The sequence below is a fragment of the Deinococcus arcticus genome, assembly GCF_003028415.1.
GTDB lineage: Bacteria > Deinococcota > Deinococci > Deinococcales > Deinococcaceae > Deinococcus > Deinococcus arcticus.
On the sequence record NZ_PYSV01000007.1, the window covers coordinates 136,109 to 151,975 of the forward strand.

General features: G+C 71.1%; 16 protein-coding genes. 5 read left to right on the forward strand and 11 right to left on the reverse strand.

What is annotated here, in order from left to right:
• Positions 1-44 precede the first annotated feature (44 nt).
• On the reverse strand, positions 45-1,127 hold the full coding sequence (locus tag C8263_RS09050) for a LysR family transcriptional regulator (protein ID WP_233218739.1): 1,083 nt from the start codon (positions 1,125-1,127) through the stop codon (positions 45-47).
• On the opposite strand from C8263_RS09050, the gene C8263_RS09055 reads away from it, so the two are divergent.
• Complete coding sequence (locus tag C8263_RS09055) at positions 1,126-1,428, forward strand: hypothetical protein (protein WP_146160641.1); 303 nt, start codon at positions 1,126-1,128, stop codon at positions 1,426-1,428. The two genes, C8263_RS09050 and C8263_RS09055, sit on opposite strands and share 2 nt — an antisense overlap.
• A gap of 255 nt (positions 1,429-1,683) precedes the next feature.
• Positions 1,684-2,274: a phosphate signaling complex PhoU family protein gene (locus C8263_RS09060; protein ID WP_107137857.1), complete on the forward strand. Its 591-nt coding sequence runs from the start codon at positions 1,684-1,686 to the stop codon at positions 2,272-2,274.
• Between the two features lie 166 nt (positions 2,275-2,440).
• On the opposite strand, the gene C8263_RS09065 is transcribed toward C8263_RS09060, so the two are convergent.
• The gene (locus C8263_RS09065) at positions 2,441-3,568 is read right to left on the reverse strand and encodes an LLM class flavin-dependent oxidoreductase (RefSeq protein ID WP_107137788.1); all 1,128 of its coding nucleotides are present in this window, start codon (positions 3,566-3,568) and stop codon (positions 2,441-2,443) included.
• A 411-nt stretch (positions 3,569-3,979) separates the two neighbouring features.
• Here C8263_RS09065 and C8263_RS09070 point away from each other — a divergent pair, with 411 nt between their 5' ends.
• Complete coding sequence (locus C8263_RS09070; protein ID WP_332888936.1) at positions 3,980-5,761, forward strand: M3 family oligoendopeptidase; 1,782 nt, start codon at positions 3,980-3,982, stop codon at positions 5,759-5,761.
• Between the two features lie 65 nt (positions 5,762-5,826).
• Here C8263_RS09070 and sppA read toward each other — a convergent pair whose 3' ends face one another.
• The 3 genes from sppA to C8263_RS09085 all read right to left on the reverse strand — a co-directional run bounded on the left by sppA (position 5,827) and on the right by C8263_RS09085 (position 9,122).
• Positions 5,827-7,428, reverse strand: a complete 1,602-nt coding sequence (gene sppA, locus C8263_RS09075; RefSeq protein WP_107137790.1) for a signal peptide peptidase SppA — start codon at positions 7,426-7,428, stop codon at positions 5,827-5,829.
• Between the two features lie 8 nt (positions 7,429-7,436).
• On the reverse strand, positions 7,437-8,303 hold the full coding sequence (locus C8263_RS09080; RefSeq protein ID WP_107137791.1) for a group III truncated hemoglobin: 867 nt from the start codon (positions 8,301-8,303) through the stop codon (positions 7,437-7,439).
• A 72-nt stretch (positions 8,304-8,375) separates the two neighbouring features.
• Positions 8,376-9,122, reverse strand: a complete 747-nt coding sequence (locus C8263_RS09085) for a c-type cytochrome (protein WP_107137792.1) — start codon at positions 9,120-9,122, stop codon at positions 8,376-8,378.
• Between the two features lie 197 nt (positions 9,123-9,319).
• Between C8263_RS09085 and C8263_RS09090 the strand changes: the two genes are divergently transcribed.
• Complete coding sequence (locus C8263_RS09090; protein WP_107137793.1) at positions 9,320-10,111, forward strand: helical backbone metal receptor; 792 nt, start codon at positions 9,320-9,322, stop codon at positions 10,109-10,111.
• Between the two features lie 30 nt (positions 10,112-10,141).
• Here the strand turns inward: C8263_RS09090 and C8263_RS09095 are convergent, their stop codons facing one another.
• The 4 genes from C8263_RS09095 to C8263_RS09110 are packed head-to-tail and all read right to left on the reverse strand — an operon-like array spanning position 10,142 to position 12,572.
• The gene (locus C8263_RS09095) at positions 10,142-10,750 is read right to left on the reverse strand and encodes a TetR/AcrR family transcriptional regulator (RefSeq protein ID WP_107137794.1); all 609 of its coding nucleotides are present in this window, start codon (positions 10,748-10,750) and stop codon (positions 10,142-10,144) included.
• 57 nt (positions 10,751-10,807) lie between these two features.
• A complete protein-coding gene (locus C8263_RS09100; protein WP_107137795.1) occupies positions 10,808-11,479 on the reverse strand; it encodes an LrgB family protein in 672 nt (223 codons plus the stop codon).
• Between the two features lie 3 nt (positions 11,480-11,482).
• On the reverse strand, positions 11,483-11,869 hold the full coding sequence (locus C8263_RS09105; protein WP_107137796.1) for a CidA/LrgA family protein: 387 nt from the start codon (positions 11,867-11,869) through the stop codon (positions 11,483-11,485).
• A gap of 1 nt (position 11,870) precedes the next feature.
• Positions 11,871-12,572 carry a 5'-methylthioadenosine/adenosylhomocysteine nucleosidase gene (locus tag C8263_RS09110; protein WP_199188358.1) on the reverse strand — a complete coding sequence of 234 codons (702 nt, stop codon included), beginning with the start codon at positions 12,570-12,572 and terminating at the stop codon, positions 11,871-11,873.
• 67 nt (positions 12,573-12,639) lie between these two features.
• Between C8263_RS09110 and C8263_RS09115 the strand changes: the two genes are divergently transcribed.
• On the forward strand, positions 12,640-13,836 hold the full coding sequence (locus C8263_RS09115) for a MalY/PatB family protein (RefSeq protein ID WP_233218740.1): 1,197 nt from the start codon (positions 12,640-12,642) through the stop codon (positions 13,834-13,836).
• A gap of 21 nt (positions 13,837-13,857) precedes the next feature.
• Here the strand turns inward: C8263_RS09115 and hisG are convergent, their stop codons facing one another.
• On the reverse strand, positions 13,858-14,499 hold the full coding sequence (hisG, locus tag C8263_RS09120; protein ID WP_107137799.1) for an ATP phosphoribosyltransferase: 642 nt from the start codon (positions 14,497-14,499) through the stop codon (positions 13,858-13,860).
• Positions 14,496-15,677 (reverse strand): ATP phosphoribosyltransferase regulatory subunit, encoded by a 1,182-nt coding sequence (hisZ, locus tag C8263_RS09125; RefSeq protein WP_107137800.1) that lies wholly within the window; start codon positions 15,675-15,677, stop codon positions 14,496-14,498. The genes hisG and hisZ overlap by 4 nt, the downstream gene beginning before the upstream one ends.
• Between the last annotated feature and the right edge of the window lie 190 nt (positions 15,678-15,867).

Sequence of the window (15,867 nt, forward strand, 5' to 3'; positions counted from 1 at the left end):
GGGCTGCGGGCCGCTAGGCAGGGCAACACAGGGTCAACATGCCCCTAATGTAGCAAAGGCGAGGCGGGCGCGGCGGCCGGGGCGGGCAGTGGCCCCTGGGCGGCCAGCTGGTGCAGGGTGCCCAGCAGCGTGGCGCTGAAGGCGCGCAGCAGCGGCAGCCCGGCGCGGTGGGGGAGGGTGGCCAGCGCCAGGGGCCGGGCCAGCGGTTCGGGCAGTGGCAAGGCCACCACGCCGCCGGGCAGCGGGGTCAGGGCCAGCCGGGGCATCACGCTGACCCCCAGGCTGTGCGCCACCATGCCCAGAATCACGCTGTCCTCGCCCAGTTCGGTGATCTGTTCGGCCTGCAGGCCGTGGCGGCGCAGGTAGGCCATGACGCGGCGGTGGCAGGAATTCAGGCCGCTGGGCAGCAGCAGCGGGCCCTGCGCCAGTTCGAACAGCGCCACCGGGTGCGCGCCGCGCGCCGCCGGGGCCACGAACAGGTACTCATCCACCATCAGTGGCGTCAGGCGCAGATCCGGGCTGTGCTCGCCAATCACAAAGGCGGCGTCGGCCTGTCCGCCGCGCACCAGGGCCTCGCCGCCGCCCTCGGTTTCGCCGTCCAGCAGGTGAACGCGCACGCCGGGATAGCGGGCGCGGAAGGCCGCCAGCGCGGGCGGCAGCAGGTGGGTGGCGGTGGAGCGGAACGAGGCCACCCGCACCGTACCGGCCAGGGGTTCACCCTCCTGCGCGGCGTGCAGCGCGTCCTCGGCGGCCTGCAGGCTCAGGCGGGCGTAGGTCAGCAGCCGCTCGCCTGCCGGGGTGGGCACGGCGCCTCCCCGTCCCCGGCGCAGCAGCGGCCGCCCGGTCAGCGCCTCCAGCTTGGCCACCGCCTCACTCAGCGAGGACTGGGACGCCCCCGTGCGGGCCGCCGCCTCGCTGAATCCGCCGGCTTCGGCCACCACCAGCAGGGCCCGCAACTGGGCCAGGGTGGGCAGTGGGGGCAGGCGGTCCGGCAACATGCCCCAGTGTAGACCCGGCCGCCCAGCCCCGGGATCGGGTTTGCCGATGGGCGGCATGCCGGGGCCCGGCCCCCGCCGATGGCGCTCCGGGGGCGGCGGGCGCACCCTGAGGGCAGAGGTGATGTTCATGACCGCCAGCCTGCGCGCTCAGCCCCCGTTTGCCCTGCCCACTGTTCCTGCTGCCCTGCCTGCCGTGTCCGGGCCCACGTTGTCCCCGCCCCGGCGCCCGGTTTATGTGCTGGAGGTGCTGGCCCCGCTCCTTCCCCTGCCCCCGGTGCCGGGCTGGACCCTGCAGGCGTGGCCCGTGGCCCGCCTGGGCGACCTGACGCTGCAGGCCACCCCGCAGGGCGACGCCAGTCCGGATGACCTGCGCCTTGCCCTGCAGGCTGCCGGGTTCAGCCCGCTGGGCCCGGTGCGCCGCCGCGCCTGAACGTGGGGGCCGTCTCTTCAGGCGGAACGCCTGTGCGGATGGGGCGACCCCACGATAAGGCCGCCACGCCGTCCTGGCACAGGGAAAGAGGGTCCACGGTCCCAGAGGCCCCCAGCGGAGGTGCTTGACCCGCCCATCACAAGGCGGCACGATACTGGCCGCATGACGAACGGTCTGCGTCCTTCTGCTTCCCTGCCCGCGCCCCCCGGCCCGGGTGGGGAGGGCGTGGCGGTGGTCACGGCGCGCTTTCTGCGCATGCTGAGCCTGACGCTGGCACAGCTGGACGCCATGAAAGACGCCAACGCCCGCGCCGAATTTGCCGGGCTGACCCGGCAGGCCCGCGCGCTGGAAACCGAGACCGACGCCCTGGAACGCGAAATCGAGGACCTGTGCCTGACGGCCTTTGGCCACGGGCCCAGTGGGCAGGACCTGGCCTTTTTTCTGATGGTCTTTCGCAGCCTGACCAATCTGGAACGGGTGGGCGACTACGCCTTGTCTGTGGCGCGGGATCTGGAAACCTTCGCCCCGCGCGCCCGCAGCGCCACCCTGCAGGACCTGCTGCCGCTGGTGCGCCTGCTGAGCACCATGGTTGAGCGGCTGTCCTACGCCTTTGCCGAGCGCGACCTGAGCGCTGCCCGCGACGTGATGCGCCTGGACTACGAGCAGGTGGACGCCCTGTACGAGCAGATGCAGCGCGCCAGCCTGACCCGGCTGCTGGAACGCCCCGACGACACCGACGTGGCCCTGACCGCCGGGCGCATGGCCCGCAATCTGGAGCGTCTGGGTGACCATCTGGTGAACGTGGCCGAGCGCCTGGAAGTGCTGATTCTCCAGGGCCCGGAATAAGGGGCAGGAACTGGTGCGGCTGACCCTATCAGACAGCCTTTTCAAGCGGTAGGGGGCGAATGCGAAGTGGCCAGAGCTGGACTGCTCTGGCCGCTTTGTTTTGAAAATGCGGGAGGGCGCCTGTTCGTTCAGTGCCGTGGCGGCAGGGCGCTCACCCGCAACGGCTCTACACCACCGGGGCCACGCGGTTGGTGTGCAGGGCGCGTTCTTCCTGCTGGCCGCCCCGCAGCAGCGGCATCACCAGTTCGCCAAAGCGGCGCGCTTCTTCGAGGTGCGGGTAGCCGCTGAAAATAAACGAGCTGAAGCCCATGGCCTCGTAGCGGCGAATCTTGGCGGCCACCTGGGCTGGGTCGCCCACAATCGCCACGCCCACGCCGCTGCGGGCCATGCCCACCCCGGCCCACAGGTTCGGCTCGACCATCAGGTCCTCGCCCACGCCGCGCAGCAGGTCAATCTGGCGCTGCTGGCCGACCCCGTCAATGTGGGCGTGGCTGGCCACGAAGGCGGCGCGCACCGCCGGGTCCACCCGCGAAATCAGGCGCTCGGCGGCGGCGCGGGCCTCGGCTTCAGTCTCGCGCACGATCACGTGGGTGCGCAGGCCGTAGCGCAGGGGTCGGCCTGTCTGGGCTTCCAATGCCCGCATCTGGGTCAGGCGCTCCTGTAGCATGTCCTCGCGCTCGCCCCACATCAGGTAGACGTCGGCCAGGTCGGCGGCGATGGTCTGCGCGGCGGGCGAGGCGCCGCCAAAGTACAGCGGAATGGGGGCGACCGGGGGCGGGTCCAGCACGGCGTCCTCAAAGGCGTACAGGTCGCTGCGGTGGGACTGGGGGGGCGGCGCAGTCCACAGCTGGCGCAGAATGGTCATGAAGTCGCGGGTGCGTTCATAGCGGCGGGCGTGGTCCTCGAAATCGCCGTACATGGCATTTTCGGCGGGGCTGCTGCCCGTCACGATGTTCAGGCGCACCCGGCCTGGAAACAGGTTTTGCAGGGTGGCCAGCATCTTGGCGTACATGGCCGGGTGAAACATGCCCGGCCGCACAGCGATCAGCAGCCCTGGGTCGGTGGGGGCGCTGCGGGCCAGGGCCGCCACCGCCGCCGTGTAGTTCTCGTGTTCGCTGTGGTAGTTCGTGGCCGTCAGCAGGGCGTCAAAGCCCGCCTCGCCCGCCGTGCTGATGAGGCTTTGCAGGTACGCCAGCGTGGGCCTGCGCGGCGGCTTGTCTTTGGTGCCAATAAACTCGCCGTCCCGCGAGAGCTGCAAGAACCAGAGAAATTCGGACTGCGAAGAGTGGGTCACGGAGAAACAGCCTCCTGGAAGATGAACGAATTGAGGTGTAAGGACGGCGTCCTGGCCACGCTGCGTCTCAGGTGACTCAAAGCGGGCCACAGGAGGAGTGCTCGCAGCGTGAGGGGAGGCCACGCAGAGCCGTGCGCTGAACGCGGCCTGTGCCACCTGCCACGAAGCGGCGCCGGAGCGCAGCAATCAGCGGCACAGGCCGCGTCGCCCACACCGCCGCGCTGGGTGAGGAGGGCCAGGCGAATTCACGGCAGGCCCGAACGAACAGCAAACCCAGGGCAACAAAGTAACTTGTTTTATCAACTTTTCCTGAAACGGTCGAGTTGGGCACAGTCTGGGGCCAGGCGGACTGCACCCTCTAAGCGTTCTCGCCTACTCGTTCGGTGTGGCGCTCGCCTTAGACTCTGAACCGTGACCACAATTCAAGCTGAAATGCCCCGCTGGCGCACCGACGACCTGTACGCCGGTCTGCAAGACCCCGCTCTGGCGCGCGATCTGGACGCCCTGCGTGATGAAGTGCACGCTCTGGAAGCGCTGTTTGACGAGCACGCCATCGGCGCCGGGGCGCCCGTGACGGCAGGGGCGCTGGACGCCGCGCTGAACGGCATGAACGATGTGGTGCGGCGTGGCAGCATCCTGCGGGCCTACATCTCAGCGTTCGTGACCACCGACAGCCGCAACGAGGCGGCGCAGTCGCAGATGGCGGCGTTTACCACCCTCGTTCTGCCTCTGGGGCCGCTGCGCTCGCGCCTGACGGCCTGGGTCGGTGGCCTGAGCGAGGCCGAGCTGGACGCCCTGCTGAACCAGAGCGAGGTGGCCCGCGCCCACGCCCACACCCTGCGCGACGCCGTGCGCGAGGCCCAGCACCAGATGTCCCCGCCCGAAGAGGACCTGGCCGCCCGGCTGCACCCGGCCAGCGGCGGCGGCTGGGGCAAACTGCACGGCAACGTGTCGTCCACTCTGCGCGGCGAGTTCCGGGGTCAGTCCCTGCCGGTCACGGCCCTGCGCGCCCTGGCCAGCGACCCCGACGCCAGCGTGCGCGAGGACGCTTACCACGCCGAGATTGCGGCCTGGAAAAGCCAGGAGGTGGTGTTTGCCGCCTGCATGAACGGCGTCAAGGGTGAGTCTGGGACCCTGGCCGTGCGCCGGGGCTTTGCTGATGTGGTGGCCCCCAGCCTGCTGGACAACGGCATTGACCAGGGCACCCTGGACGCCATGCAGGCGGCCGTGGTGGCCGCGCTGCCGGACTTCCGCCGGTACTTCCGCGCCAAGGCCGCGCGGCTGGGGAAAGAGCAACTGGACTGGTGGGACCTGTTTGCGCCCGCTGGAAAGAGCGAAACCCACTGGAGCTACGAGGCAGGGGCCGAGTTCGTGGAGCGCCAGTTCCGGGGCTACAGCGCCGCGCTGGGCGACTTTGCCGCGCAGGCGTTCCGGGAAGACTGGATTGACGCGGGCCCCCGCGACGGCAAGCGCAGCGGGGCCTTCTGCATGCGCTGGCAGGGAAGCGACAGCCGCATCCTGATGAACCACGACCCCAGCCTGGATTCGGTCAGCACTCTGGCCCACGAACTGGGGCACGGCTACCACAACCGCCAGCTGGGTGACCTGCCACCTCTGCAACGCGAAACGCCCATGACCCTGGCCGAAACCGCCAGCATCTTCTGCGAGACGATTATTCAGAACGCCGCCCTGGAGACTGCGCAGGGTCAGGAGCGCCTGTACGTGCTGGAAACCCAGCTGATGGGCCACGCGCAGGTGGTCGTGGACATTCACAGCCGCTTTCTTTTTGAAAAGGCCGTGTTCGAGCGCCGCCTGGCCGGCGACCTGAACCCCAGCGACCTGAACGACCTGATGGTCTGGGCGCAGCGCGAAACCTACGGCGACGCCCTGAACACGCCGCACCCCTACATGTGGGCGGTCAAGCCCCACTATTACGGCCGCAGCTTTTACAACTACCCGTATACCTTTGGTCTGCTGTTTGGCCTGGGCCTGTATGCCCAGTACGAGCAGGCCCGCGCTGGCGGCCAGGAGGCCGACTTCCAGGCCCGCTACGACGCCCTGCTGGCCGCCACCGGCCAGGCCACGCCGCTGGAACTGGCCGCCCGCTTTGGCATTGACCTGCACGACTCCGCCTTCTGGGAGGGCAGCCTGAACGTGATTCGCCGCCAGATTGAGGCCTACGAGGGGGTGTAAGCCCCTGCAAGACGTGGGGGTGGGCTCTGGATTTTTCCCAGAGCCCACCCCCACCTCCTATTGCGTTACCTGACCTTGATGTCCTGATCAAACCACGTCAGCACACGCTCGGCGCCAAAGGGCCACAAGCTGAGCTGGGCGGCGCGGGCGGCCTCCTGGGCAAATTCCGGCAGGGGGCCGTGGCCCTTGGGGGTCACGTTCCAGGCGGGGGCATCTTCGGGCAGCCCGGCCAGTTCGCGGGCGCGGGCCAGACCGGTTCTCAGGTCGCCCAGTTCGTCTACCAGACCGCGCTCCAGGGCGTCGTGGCCACTCCAGATGCGGCCGCGGCCCAGCTCGTTCACGCGCTCCCTGGTCAGGCCCCGGCCCTCGGCCACCCGGCCCGTAAAGCGGTCGTAGACCTCCAGAATGCCCTTTTGCATGTGCTCGCGCTCCTCGTCGCTGTAGCGGCGGGCCGCCGAGAACATCAGGGCGCGGTCGCGGCCCACGCGCTCGGGGTTCAGGCCGTGGCGGCGGTTAAATTCTTCCAGAATGGGTTTGCCGCTCACCACGCCAATCGAGCCGGTGAGGGTGTACGGCGAGGCCACAATCTTCTTGGCGTGCGCGGCCACGTAGTAGCCGCCGCTGGCCGCGTATTCGCCCATCACCACGACCACGGGCTTTTCACTGGTGGCCACCTCGCGCCAGATCAGGTCGCTGGCCAGGGCGCTGCCGCCGCCGCTGTTGACATACAGGACAATCGCTTTGGTGGTCTTGTCGTCCTTGGCCCGCTTCAGGGCGGCCACCACCGTCTCTGACCCGGCCATTGGCCCCCCCAGCAGCGGCAGCGGAACAGGGTTGTTGCGGCTCTTGCCCGTGATGATCGTGCCAATCAGGGGCACCACGGCCACCCGGCCCTTCTTGCCCCCCTGTTTGCCGGGCGTCAGCCAGTCCACCACCGCGGCAAAAGGGCGTGAGGCCGGGCCAATCAGCTCGTCCTCGTACGCCACGCGGTCAATCAGGCCGGCCGCCTGGGCGCCCTGGGCACTGGTGAGGTCGGCGTCCAGCCACGCGGCTGCCTGCTCGGGGCTCACGCCGCGCGCCTCGGCCAGGTCGGCGGCCCAGGCGGCTTCCAGGCCACTTAAGTACGCCTGAAGCTGCTCGCGGTTGTGGTCGTCCATATGGTCCTGCGAAAAGCGGGTCAGGGCCGCCTTGTATTCGCGAATGCGCAGGTTCTCGAACTCAATGCCGCGTTTCTTGAGGAATTCACCCAGGAAGGTGCTTTCCAGGCCAAAGCCGTTCAGGTTGACCTCCGCCGATTCCGGCGCTACCACTTCGCGGGCGCCGCTGGCGGCCATCAAGGTCACCATGTTCAGCTGCGGCACGTAAGCCACCACGCGCTTGTCTGCCGCCAGCTCACGCAGCAGGCCCCGGATGGCGTGGGCCGCCGCAGGCGCCGCCGTGAACTCGCCAAAGCGCACCAGCACGCCGTGCAGCCACCCGGCGCCCTTCAGTTTCTCAATGCGGCCGGCCAGGGCTTCGAGCGTCTCGGCGCGGTTCAGCAGCGCCTGCACCGGATTGCCCGGCTGACGCTCGGGGTAGGCGCCGCTGAGGTCCAGCACCACCCAGGTGGGGCGGGTCACGCCGTCTGGCAAAGCGTCGTCCTTTTTCAGAAACGGAATATTGGGCATGGCACAGGCTACGGGGCCGGGCGCCCAGAAGTTCCCCGTGAACCGGGTCGTGGGCCCAGCCGGGCGCCCATGGCCTGTGCGCGGGCGGCCATAACTTCGGCGGCAGGCTCGGGCAGGAGGTCATGTGCCGTGGCCGTCCACAGCCCCAGCCAGCGGGTCAGGTGCTCGCCGCGCACGCCCAGCCCGGCGTGCGCCACGTTCAGGTTTCCGCGCCAGGGCGGACCAGTTGAGGCCGGGCCGCCCTCGCTTGGCCCGCCCAGCACCGTCACCCAGAAGGCTGTTACTCGGCCCAGGTGGGCCGGCCAGTCGTGAACGTGCGCGGCAAACACAGGCCCCAGCAGCGGGTCCGCCTGCGCCCGCGCATAGAACTCGGCCACCACGGCGCGGACCGCGGCCTCGCCGCCCACCTCCTCCAGCGGGGACCCCGGGGTGCGCGAAGTCCAGCGGGGCAGGGCAGCCAGAAAGGCGGCGCGCACCGCCGGGGACAGTTCAGGTTCGGCCCAGGCCACCGCGCGGTCCAGGGTCCAGTGCAGCGGCACGGAGCCAGCCCAGGCCAGCACCTGTGCCCCGCGTGGCGCGGCCGACCAGTCGGGGTCGGCGGCCGTCACTGCCGCGCCCAGCGCCCGGCCCAGCAGCGCAGCCCCCGTGCCCCATCCCAGCACAGGCACGCCCCGCCGCAGGGCCCCGCCCACCAGATTCAGGGCCGCCCAGCGCGCGGGCTGGCCCTGCACATCGGCCACGGGCAGGCCGTCGTGGGGCAGCAGCAGGGCGCGGGCGCCGGGCAAGGCAGCTGGCGTGGCCGGCTCCGTTCCAGGCCAGTCCGGCCGGGCAGTGGTCGTCAGCAGCCCCACCTTCGCCTCGCCCTCCCCGGTCATGGGCGCAGCATAGCTTTCCACCACACAAAAGGGGCGGCCCCCACTCTGGCAGGCCGCCCACGCTCAGCACACTCAGTTCAGGGTCTTGACGTAGCTGAACAGGTTGGCAATGTCCGAATCGGTCAGCTGCTGCTCGGTAAAGCGGGGCATGGCCGCCGACAGCACCCGCTCCGGCGTCTTGCCCTCACGCAGGGTGGCGGTGAACTGTTCCAGGCTCCAGTCCTTCACCTTGGCCATGGAGGGCCCCACGCCGCCCTGACCCTGCGGGCCGTGGCAGCCGGCGCAGCCCTTGCTGGCGTACAGGTCGCCACCAGCAGTGTTGTCGCCCTGGGGCTCGGCGGTGGCGGCGCGGGTGGCGGGGGGCTGGCCGGTCTGGGCCGCCTCTTCCTGGGCAGGGGGATTCTCGGCCGTGCCCTCGGTGCTGGCGGCCGGATCGTCGCCAGTGCGCAGGTCGCTGCTTTCCAGCACAGCGCCGTTCTCGCCGGTCTGGGTCCCGCCGTCGTTGTCGTCCCGCACGTTCCCCAGCGCCCCGCTGGCGCCGGCCGGGCCCGTGGCCGCCTCCTGGGGGCTGGGCATCTCCTCGCTGCCCCGCGTGCCGATGTCCTGGCCTTCACCGCTCTGCTCCTCACCCGCTGCGGCCTGGGTCTCAGTGCCGGCGGCGCTGTGGCTGCCCTCGCCGTGGCTCTCGCCGCCCTTCTCGCCCCCTTCGCTGTGGCTCTCGGCGTGGTGGGGGGTGGTTGCAATGCGGTAGCCCGCAATAGAGCCGCCCAGCGTCAGGGCCAGCAGCAGCGTCATGGTGACGGCGAACGTGTTCTTCATGCCCCCGAGCCTACCACACGGTCAGGGGGCGTTTGCCCGTCCAGTGCGCATTTCGTTGTCTTTTTGCTTCTGGGGATGAGGCCTCCTGGAGAGGGGCCGCGCCGTGAAGCCTGCTGCGCTGGGCGCCCCCCTGGGCCGGGGGGGAGGGGCGCAGCACGCGGGCACCGCCCCGGCCCAGGACCCCCTAGACTCGGCGCATGCGCCTTGCCAGCCTCACGTGCAGCAACACCGATATTCTGCAGGCCCTGAACGCCACCGGGCTGCTGGTGGCTGTGGACAGTCACAGCGACGCCCCCGGCATTGGGCACGCCACGCGCCTGGGCCCGGACCTGAATATTGACGTGCCCGCGCTGGTGGCCGCCCGCCCGGATCTGGTGCTGGCCAGCCTGAGCGTGCCGGGCATGGAGCGGGTGGTGGCCGAGGTGCAGGCAGCCGGCCTGAACACGGTGGTGCTGGACCCCACGGGCCTGGACCAGACGCTGGCCAGCATCCGGCAGGTGGGCGCCCTGATTGGCCGCGCGGCGCAGGGCGAGGCGCTGGCCCAGGCCCTGGACGACGAACTGACAGGGTTGTGCCGCGACACCGAACGCCCGGCGCGCGTGGTGGTGGAATGGTGGCCAAGGCCCATCATTGCCGCCACCCGCGAGTCCTGGGTGACCGACCTGCTGAACCGGCTGGGCGCGGTCAACGCCCTGGGCGAGCTGGAAGGCCGCAGCCGCCCCCTGACCCTGGAGCAGGTGCGCGCGGCCCAACCCGACCTGATCGTGTGTTCGTGGTGCGGCGTGAAGAAACTGCGCCCTGAGGTGATCGAGGCGCGCGGTCTGGGGGCGGCCGTGGTGGCGATTCCCGAAAGCGGCCTGGGCCGCCCGGGGCCGAGGCTCCTTGAAGGGGCCCGGCAACTGCGCGCGGCGATAGATGGGCTGGTGGGGGGCGGGCTGCTGGAGGGGGAGGCGGGGAGCGGGCGGCGGAATGCAGAAAGAACAAGGTAGGGGGCGGGTCTCCCTGGTCTGTGGCTTTGCCTACGCCCCACTCACCACTGACCACTCCCCGTCACCCAGCACCGCCCGCAGCCCCGCCAGACAGTCAGCGCGGTACTGCGCCAGATCGGGGGCGGGGTCAGCCAGAAAGCGCACGCTCAGGCCCTCGACCATCGCGCGCAGCAAGCGGGCGCGGGCGTCGGCGCCGCCCTCGCCCGCCAGCCGGGCCAGTTCCAGATCGGCGCCCAGCGATTCGCGCAGGGCCGCGCGCTGCACCGCCATCAGTTCGGGGTCGCGGGTGGCGGCGGCCAGAAAGTCCAGCGAGACGGTGTAGAAGCGCCGGGTGTTCTCGATGCCGTAAAACTGGTTGTCCACGTAGGCACGCAGCTTGCCCTCGGGGGTCTGGGCCTGGCGCACAGCGCGGCGGGTGGCCACGGCGATGGTGCGCGAAAAGCGGCGCATCACGGCTGCCAGCAGGCCCGCGCGGCTGCCGAAGTGGTACACCAGCGTGCCCCGGCTGACCCCGGCGTGCGCGGCGATGTCTGCCAGCGTGACCCCGGCGTAGCCCCGTTCATAGATGGCGAGGTACGCGGCGCGTTCCAGGGCGGCGCGGCGCAGACGGTCCTGAATGGGATTGACCTTTCGCGCCATAGGGCCCCAGCATCCCGGCTGCCAGGGGGGCGCGTCAACTGCGCGCCCGGCGCCCAGTCAGCGGTGCCCCAGCGCCGCCAGGGTCCCCACCACGGCCGTGACCAGCAGCGCCGCCAGCCCCATGCCCACGGACGCCGCCGCGCCAGTCTGCTCGCCCTCCTCCCGCGCCCGCGCAGTGCCGATCCCGTGGGCCACGGCGCCCATGGCCAGCCCGCGTGCCAGGGGATGGCGCACCCCCAGCCGGGTCAGCACCGGGGGCAGCAGCAGGGCGCCCAGTAGCCCCGAGAGCACCGCCAGGGTGGCCGCCAGGGCGGGCGGCGCCTGCGTGAAGGGCGCCAGTTGCAGGGCCACGGGGCTGGTGGCCGGCGCGGTCAGCAGGGCGCGGGCGGCGCCGGGCGAGAGGCGCAGCGCGTGGGCCAGCAGCGCATTGGCGGCCACAGCCAGCGCGGTGCCCGCCAGCCCACCCAGCACCAGGGCCCGCCACTGCCGCGCCAGCAGCGCCCGGTGCCGGTAGAGCGGCGCAGCCAGCGCCACCACCGCCGGGGCCAGCAGGCTGGTGAGGGGGCGGGCGGCCCCGGCATAGGTGGCGTACGGAGTGCCTGAAACCAGCAGCGTCCCCGCCACGGCCAGGGTGGCGATCAGGGTGGGGTTGGCCAGCGGCGTGCGCCAGCGTGCCTGCGCCCACACACCCAGCGCAAAGGCCAGCAGCGTCAGGGCCAGCCAGCCCATCTCCTAGGGCTCCGGACGCAGCCGCCGCTGGGCGATCAGCCCGGCCGCGCCGGCGCCCAGCAGCAGCGCCGCGGTCATGATCAGCAGCCACAGGCCCCAGGCAGCTCCCGCGCTCAGGAACTGCACCGCCCCGGCGGTGGCGGGCACGAACAGCAGCCCCAGCACGCCCAGCAGGCTGTCGGCGGCGCCCTCGATCCAGGCCAGCCTGACCACCCCCAGCCCCAGGGCCGCCCACAGCAGCGCCAGCCCCACTACCGGCCCTGGCAGCGGCAGGCCCAGGGTCCCTGCCAGGGCTTCGCCGGCCGCCGCAAAGCCCAGCAGCACGCCCAGCCCCAGCACGAAGCGCACGGGGGGCGGCCAGGGCGGGGCCGGGTGGGCGGGGGTGCTCACCTCAGGCGCTGGCTTTGCCACTCAAGCGAGCGAGCATGCCGCGCACCACCTGCTTGGCGTGGCGGGCCACCTGCGGCATGAATTCGCGGTAATCCACCTCGGCGCTGTGGTCGGCGGTGTCGCTGACCGAGCGGATCACCACAAAGGGCACCTCGGCCTTGGCGCACACCTGGGCCACAGCGGCGCCTTCCATCTCGGCGCAGGCGGCGCCAAAGGCGGTCCACAGGCGCTGCACGTCCTCGCGCGCGGCGATGAACTGGTCACCGCTGGCCACGCGGCCTTCCATCACCTGCACGCCCGGCACCTCGGCCGCCGCTTCCAGGGCCACCGCGCGCAGGATGGGGTCGGCTGCCCAGCTGGCGCTCTCGCCCGGCACCGTGCCCAGCGGGTAGTTCAGGGCCGTGACGTCCACATCGTGCTGCACGCAGTCGGTGCTGACCACGATGTCGCCCACACGCAGCTCTGGGTGCAGCGCGCCCGCCACGCCGGTAAAGATCACGCGGGTGGCGCCCTGCCCCAGCAGGTAGGTGGTGGTCATGGCGGCGTTCACCTTGCCAATGCCGCCGCGGGTGAGCAGCACCGGCACGCCGTCCAGCGCGCCCCGGTGCAGGGTCACGCCCGGAAAGGTGAGATCCTCGCGGGCCTGCAGATCGGCCAGCAGCACCTCGATTTCTTCGTCCATTGCGCCAATGATCGCCAGCATGGCGACCAGCATACCGGGGGCTGGGCGGTCCAGGGCCTCTCATGCAGCGGGGCGTATGCTCGGCGCTATGACGGACGCCCGCTTTGAGGCCCCCAACCCGCGCGACACGCTGGACCCGGCGGCCCTGCGCCACCCCGATTCCTTCAAGTGGACCCTGTACCCCGAAGACGTGATTCCGCTGTGGATTGCCGATATGGATTACCCGGTGGCTCCGCCCATCGTGGCGGCGCTGCAAGACCGGCTGGCCCACGGCCTGGGCTACGCTCAGCTGCTGGGCGACCCGGCGCTGAAAGCCGCCCTGAGCGCCAAGCTGGCTGGCCAGGGCCTGACGGGCCTGCCGCCCGAGGGCATCACCTTCCTGCCCGGCGTGGTGCCCGGCATCTACGCGGCGGTGCATGCCCTGACCAGCCCCGGCGAACTGGTGGTGACCATGACGCCGGTGTACCACCCCTTTCACCTCGCCATCACCGACCAGGGGCGGCGGGTCTCCGGCGTGGCCCTGCGCGACACAGAAGGCGGCTACGAGATCAACTGGGCGGCGCTGGACGCAGCGTCACGCGGCGCGCGGCTGCTGCTGCTGTGCCACCCCCACAACCCCACTGGGCGCGTGTGGACGGCGGACGAACTGCGCCGCCTGCGCGACCTCGTGCTGGCGCGCGACCTGTTTGTGATGAGTGACGAACTGCACGCCGACCTGCGCCTGAGCGCCGAACCCTTTGAGGCCTTTGCCGCCGATCCCCGCGTGCAGAGCCGCACGCTGACCCTGACTGGACCGTGCAAGGCGTACAACACCGCCGGCCTGGGCATTGGCGCCATGATCAGCCACAACGCCGCGCTGGTGGGCCGGGTGCGGGCGGCAGCGGGCGGCCTGATGGGCCATGAGAGCGCCCTGAGCGTGACGATGTGGCGCGCGGCCCTGCAGGAGGGCGGCCCCTGGCTGCAGGACACGCTGGCCTACCTGCGCGGCAACCGCGACCTTCTGCTGGAGTATGTGCGTGAACACTGGCCCTGGGCCCGGCTGCATACGCCCCAGGCCACCTACCTCGCGTGGCTGGACCTGCGCGCCCACCCCCGCGCCGGGGACATGCAGGCCTTCCTGCTGGACGAAGCCCGCGTTGCCGTGCACGACGGCCCCGTCTTTGCCCACGAGGCCCACAAGGCGCAGTACCAGGGCTTTATCCGCCTGAATTTCGCCACCAGCCGCGAGCTACTGCAAGAGGCGCTGGCGCGAATGAACCGGGCGTTTGGGGAAGCGGGGATGTAGGAACATCCCACCCCCTACACCCTAAACCCCGCCTGCCGTCAACTCGCGCAGCGCTTCAATCAGGGGGCGGAGCCGCTCGCGGCGCACCTTGAGGGCCGCGCGGTTCACAATCAGGCGGGCGCTGGAGTGAAACAGCACGTCCACCTCTTCGAGGTTGTTGGCGCGCAGGGTGCCCCCGGTCTGCACCAGGTCCACCACCGCGTCTGCAAGGCCGGTCAGGCAGGCCAGCTCAATGTTGCCGCTGAGCTTGACGATCTCGGCAGGGATGCCCTGGGCATTCAGGTAGGCGCGGGCGGCGCGGGGGTACTTGGTGCCCACCCGGGCGATCTCGCCCGAGGCCCCCACCTCGCGGATGAGAGACAGGCGGCAGCCGGCAAAGTGCAGGTCCACCGGCTCGTACACTGCCCGGCCCGATTCAATCAGCACGTCCTTGCCCACAATGCCGGCGTCGGCCACGCCCAGGTCCACGTAGGTGGGCACGTCCTGATTGCGCAGCTCCAGCACGGTCACGCCGGGGAACTCGTGGCGCAGAGCGCGCGATTTTTCCGGCACCTGCAGCGGCAGCCCCGCGCGGGCCAGCAGCGCCACCGCTTCTTCCAGAATGCGGCCCTTGGGCAGGGCCAGGGTCAGGTGCCCCTGGCCGTGGGTGGGTGGGTGGGTCATGCGCCCACCGCCGTGAAGGTTACGCCCGCCGGGCCACTGCCCACCATGCGCTCAATGCCGCGCGCCGCGCAAAAGGCCCGCAGCTGCGCCTCGTCGTCGGTCCAGGCCAGTTCGGCGTGCAGGCCCTGGGCGCGGGCGGCTTCGGCGGCCTTCAGGTCCAGGGCCAGCACCACCTCTGGCTCCGGGGGCAGCATGGGGGCCAGGGCGCGCATCAGGCGCTCCAGGCCCAGGGCAAACCCCGCCCCGGGCAGGGCGCCGCCCCCGGGGCCGCCGCCGCTCAGGGCGTAGCGCCCGCCCCCCAGCACCGGCTGGTTCAGGCCAGCAGCGTAGGCGCGGAAGGTCAGCCCGGTGTAGTAGTCGTAGCGGCGGCTGACGCCCAGATCGAACAGCAACGGGCCCGCGTACAGGCAGGCCACCGCGCGCAGGTGCGCCACGGCCTCCTGGGCCCGCCCCCCCTGGGCCAGGGCCTGCGCGGCGTCCAGCACCTCGGGGCCGCCGTACAGGTCGGTCAGGGCGTGCAGGGTGCGCCGGGTGTCCAGACCCAGGCCAAAGCGCTCGCACAGCAGGTCCACGTCGGCGCCGCTCTTGCGATCCACGGCGTCGTGCAGGGCGGCGCGGGCCGGGCCGTGCAGGCCGGCGTCTTCCAGTACGGCGTCCACGAAGCCGGGGTAGCCCACTTCCACCTGCGCCCTCACGCCCACGGCCTGCAGGGCGGCGGCGGCCAGATGCAGCAGTTCGGCGTCGGCAGCGGGGGTCTCCACGCCAATCAGTTCCACGCCCAGCTGGTTAAATTCGCGCAGGCGGCCCAGTTCGCTGCTCAGGGCGCGCAGCCACAGCCGCCCGCTGTACTGCAGCCGCAGCGGAAAGGGCCCCTGCGGAAAGCGGGCGCGCACCAGTCGGCCCACGGCGGTGGTGAATTCGCTGCGCAGCGCCAGCACCTGCCCGCCCGAATCAATCAGCTTGAAGGCCAGCGCGTCCTGGGGATGCTGCGGGCTGGCATATTCCAGGGCCGGGACCTCCACGCCCCGGTAGCCCCAGCGGCCAAAACACGCCGACAGCTGGGCACGAATCGCCTCGCGCTGCGCCCATTCCGGGGGCAGCACGTCGCGCGTGCCCTCGGGAATGAACGCCGACAGGCGCGCGGGGTCAGAGGAAAAAGCGGCACTCACGCTGGGCATTGTAGGGCGGGGGCGGAGAGGGGAGATGGTTGATGGTAGATGGGTGATGGAGGGCAGGGGAAAGCGCCGCGCAGTCGAGAAGAGGAGTGGGGACGTAGAGAGAAACGGGCAGTCTCAGGGAGAGCGGCGGGAAGATCATCCTGCCTCCTCACCCCTCCGGCCCACAGGCCCCCTCCATCGACCATCAACC

What these genes read in the sequence shown, in the direction of transcription:
- C8263_RS09055 (WP_146160641.1), top strand. Translation starts at nt 1,126, where the DNA reads ATGACCGCCAGCCTGCGCGCTCAGCCCCCGTTTGCCCTGCCCACTGTT.
- C8263_RS09050 (WP_233218739.1), bottom strand. Translation starts at nt 1,127, where the DNA reads ATGAACATCACCTCTGCCCTCAGGGTGCGCCCGCCGCCCCCGGAGCGC.
- C8263_RS09060 (WP_107137857.1), top strand. Translation starts at nt 1,684, where the DNA reads ATGCTGAGCCTGACGCTGGCACAGCTGGACGCCATGAAAGACGCCAAC.
- sppA (WP_107137790.1), bottom strand. Translation starts at nt 7,428, where the DNA reads ATGCCCAATATTCCGTTTCTGAAAAAGGACGACGCTTTGCCAGACGGC.
- C8263_RS09080 (WP_107137791.1), bottom strand. Translation starts at nt 8,303, where the DNA reads ATGACCGGGGAGGGCGAGGCGAAGGTGGGGCTGCTGACGACCACTGCC.
- C8263_RS09085 (WP_107137792.1), bottom strand. Translation starts at nt 9,122, where the DNA reads ATGAAGAACACGTTCGCCGTCACCATGACGCTGCTGCTGGCCCTGACG.
- C8263_RS09090 (WP_107137793.1), top strand. Translation starts at nt 9,320, where the DNA reads ATGCGCCTTGCCAGCCTCACGTGCAGCAACACCGATATTCTGCAGGCC.
- C8263_RS09095 (WP_107137794.1), bottom strand. Translation starts at nt 10,750, where the DNA reads ATGGCGCGAAAGGTCAATCCCATTCAGGACCGTCTGCGCCGCGCCGCC.
- C8263_RS09100 (WP_107137795.1), bottom strand. Translation starts at nt 11,479, where the DNA reads ATGGGCTGGCTGGCCCTGACGCTGCTGGCCTTTGCGCTGGGTGTGTGG.
- C8263_RS09110 (WP_199188358.1), bottom strand. Translation starts at nt 12,572, where the DNA reads ATGCTGGCGATCATTGGCGCAATGGACGAAGAAATCGAGGTGCTGCTG.
- C8263_RS09115 (WP_233218740.1), top strand. Translation starts at nt 12,640, where the DNA reads ATGACGGACGCCCGCTTTGAGGCCCCCAACCCGCGCGACACGCTGGAC.
- hisG (WP_107137799.1), bottom strand. Translation starts at nt 14,499, where the DNA reads ATGACCCACCCACCCACCCACGGCCAGGGGCACCTGACCCTGGCCCTG.
- hisZ (WP_107137800.1), bottom strand. Translation starts at nt 15,677, where the DNA reads ATGCCCAGCGTGAGTGCCGCTTTTTCCTCTGACCCCGCGCGCCTGTCG.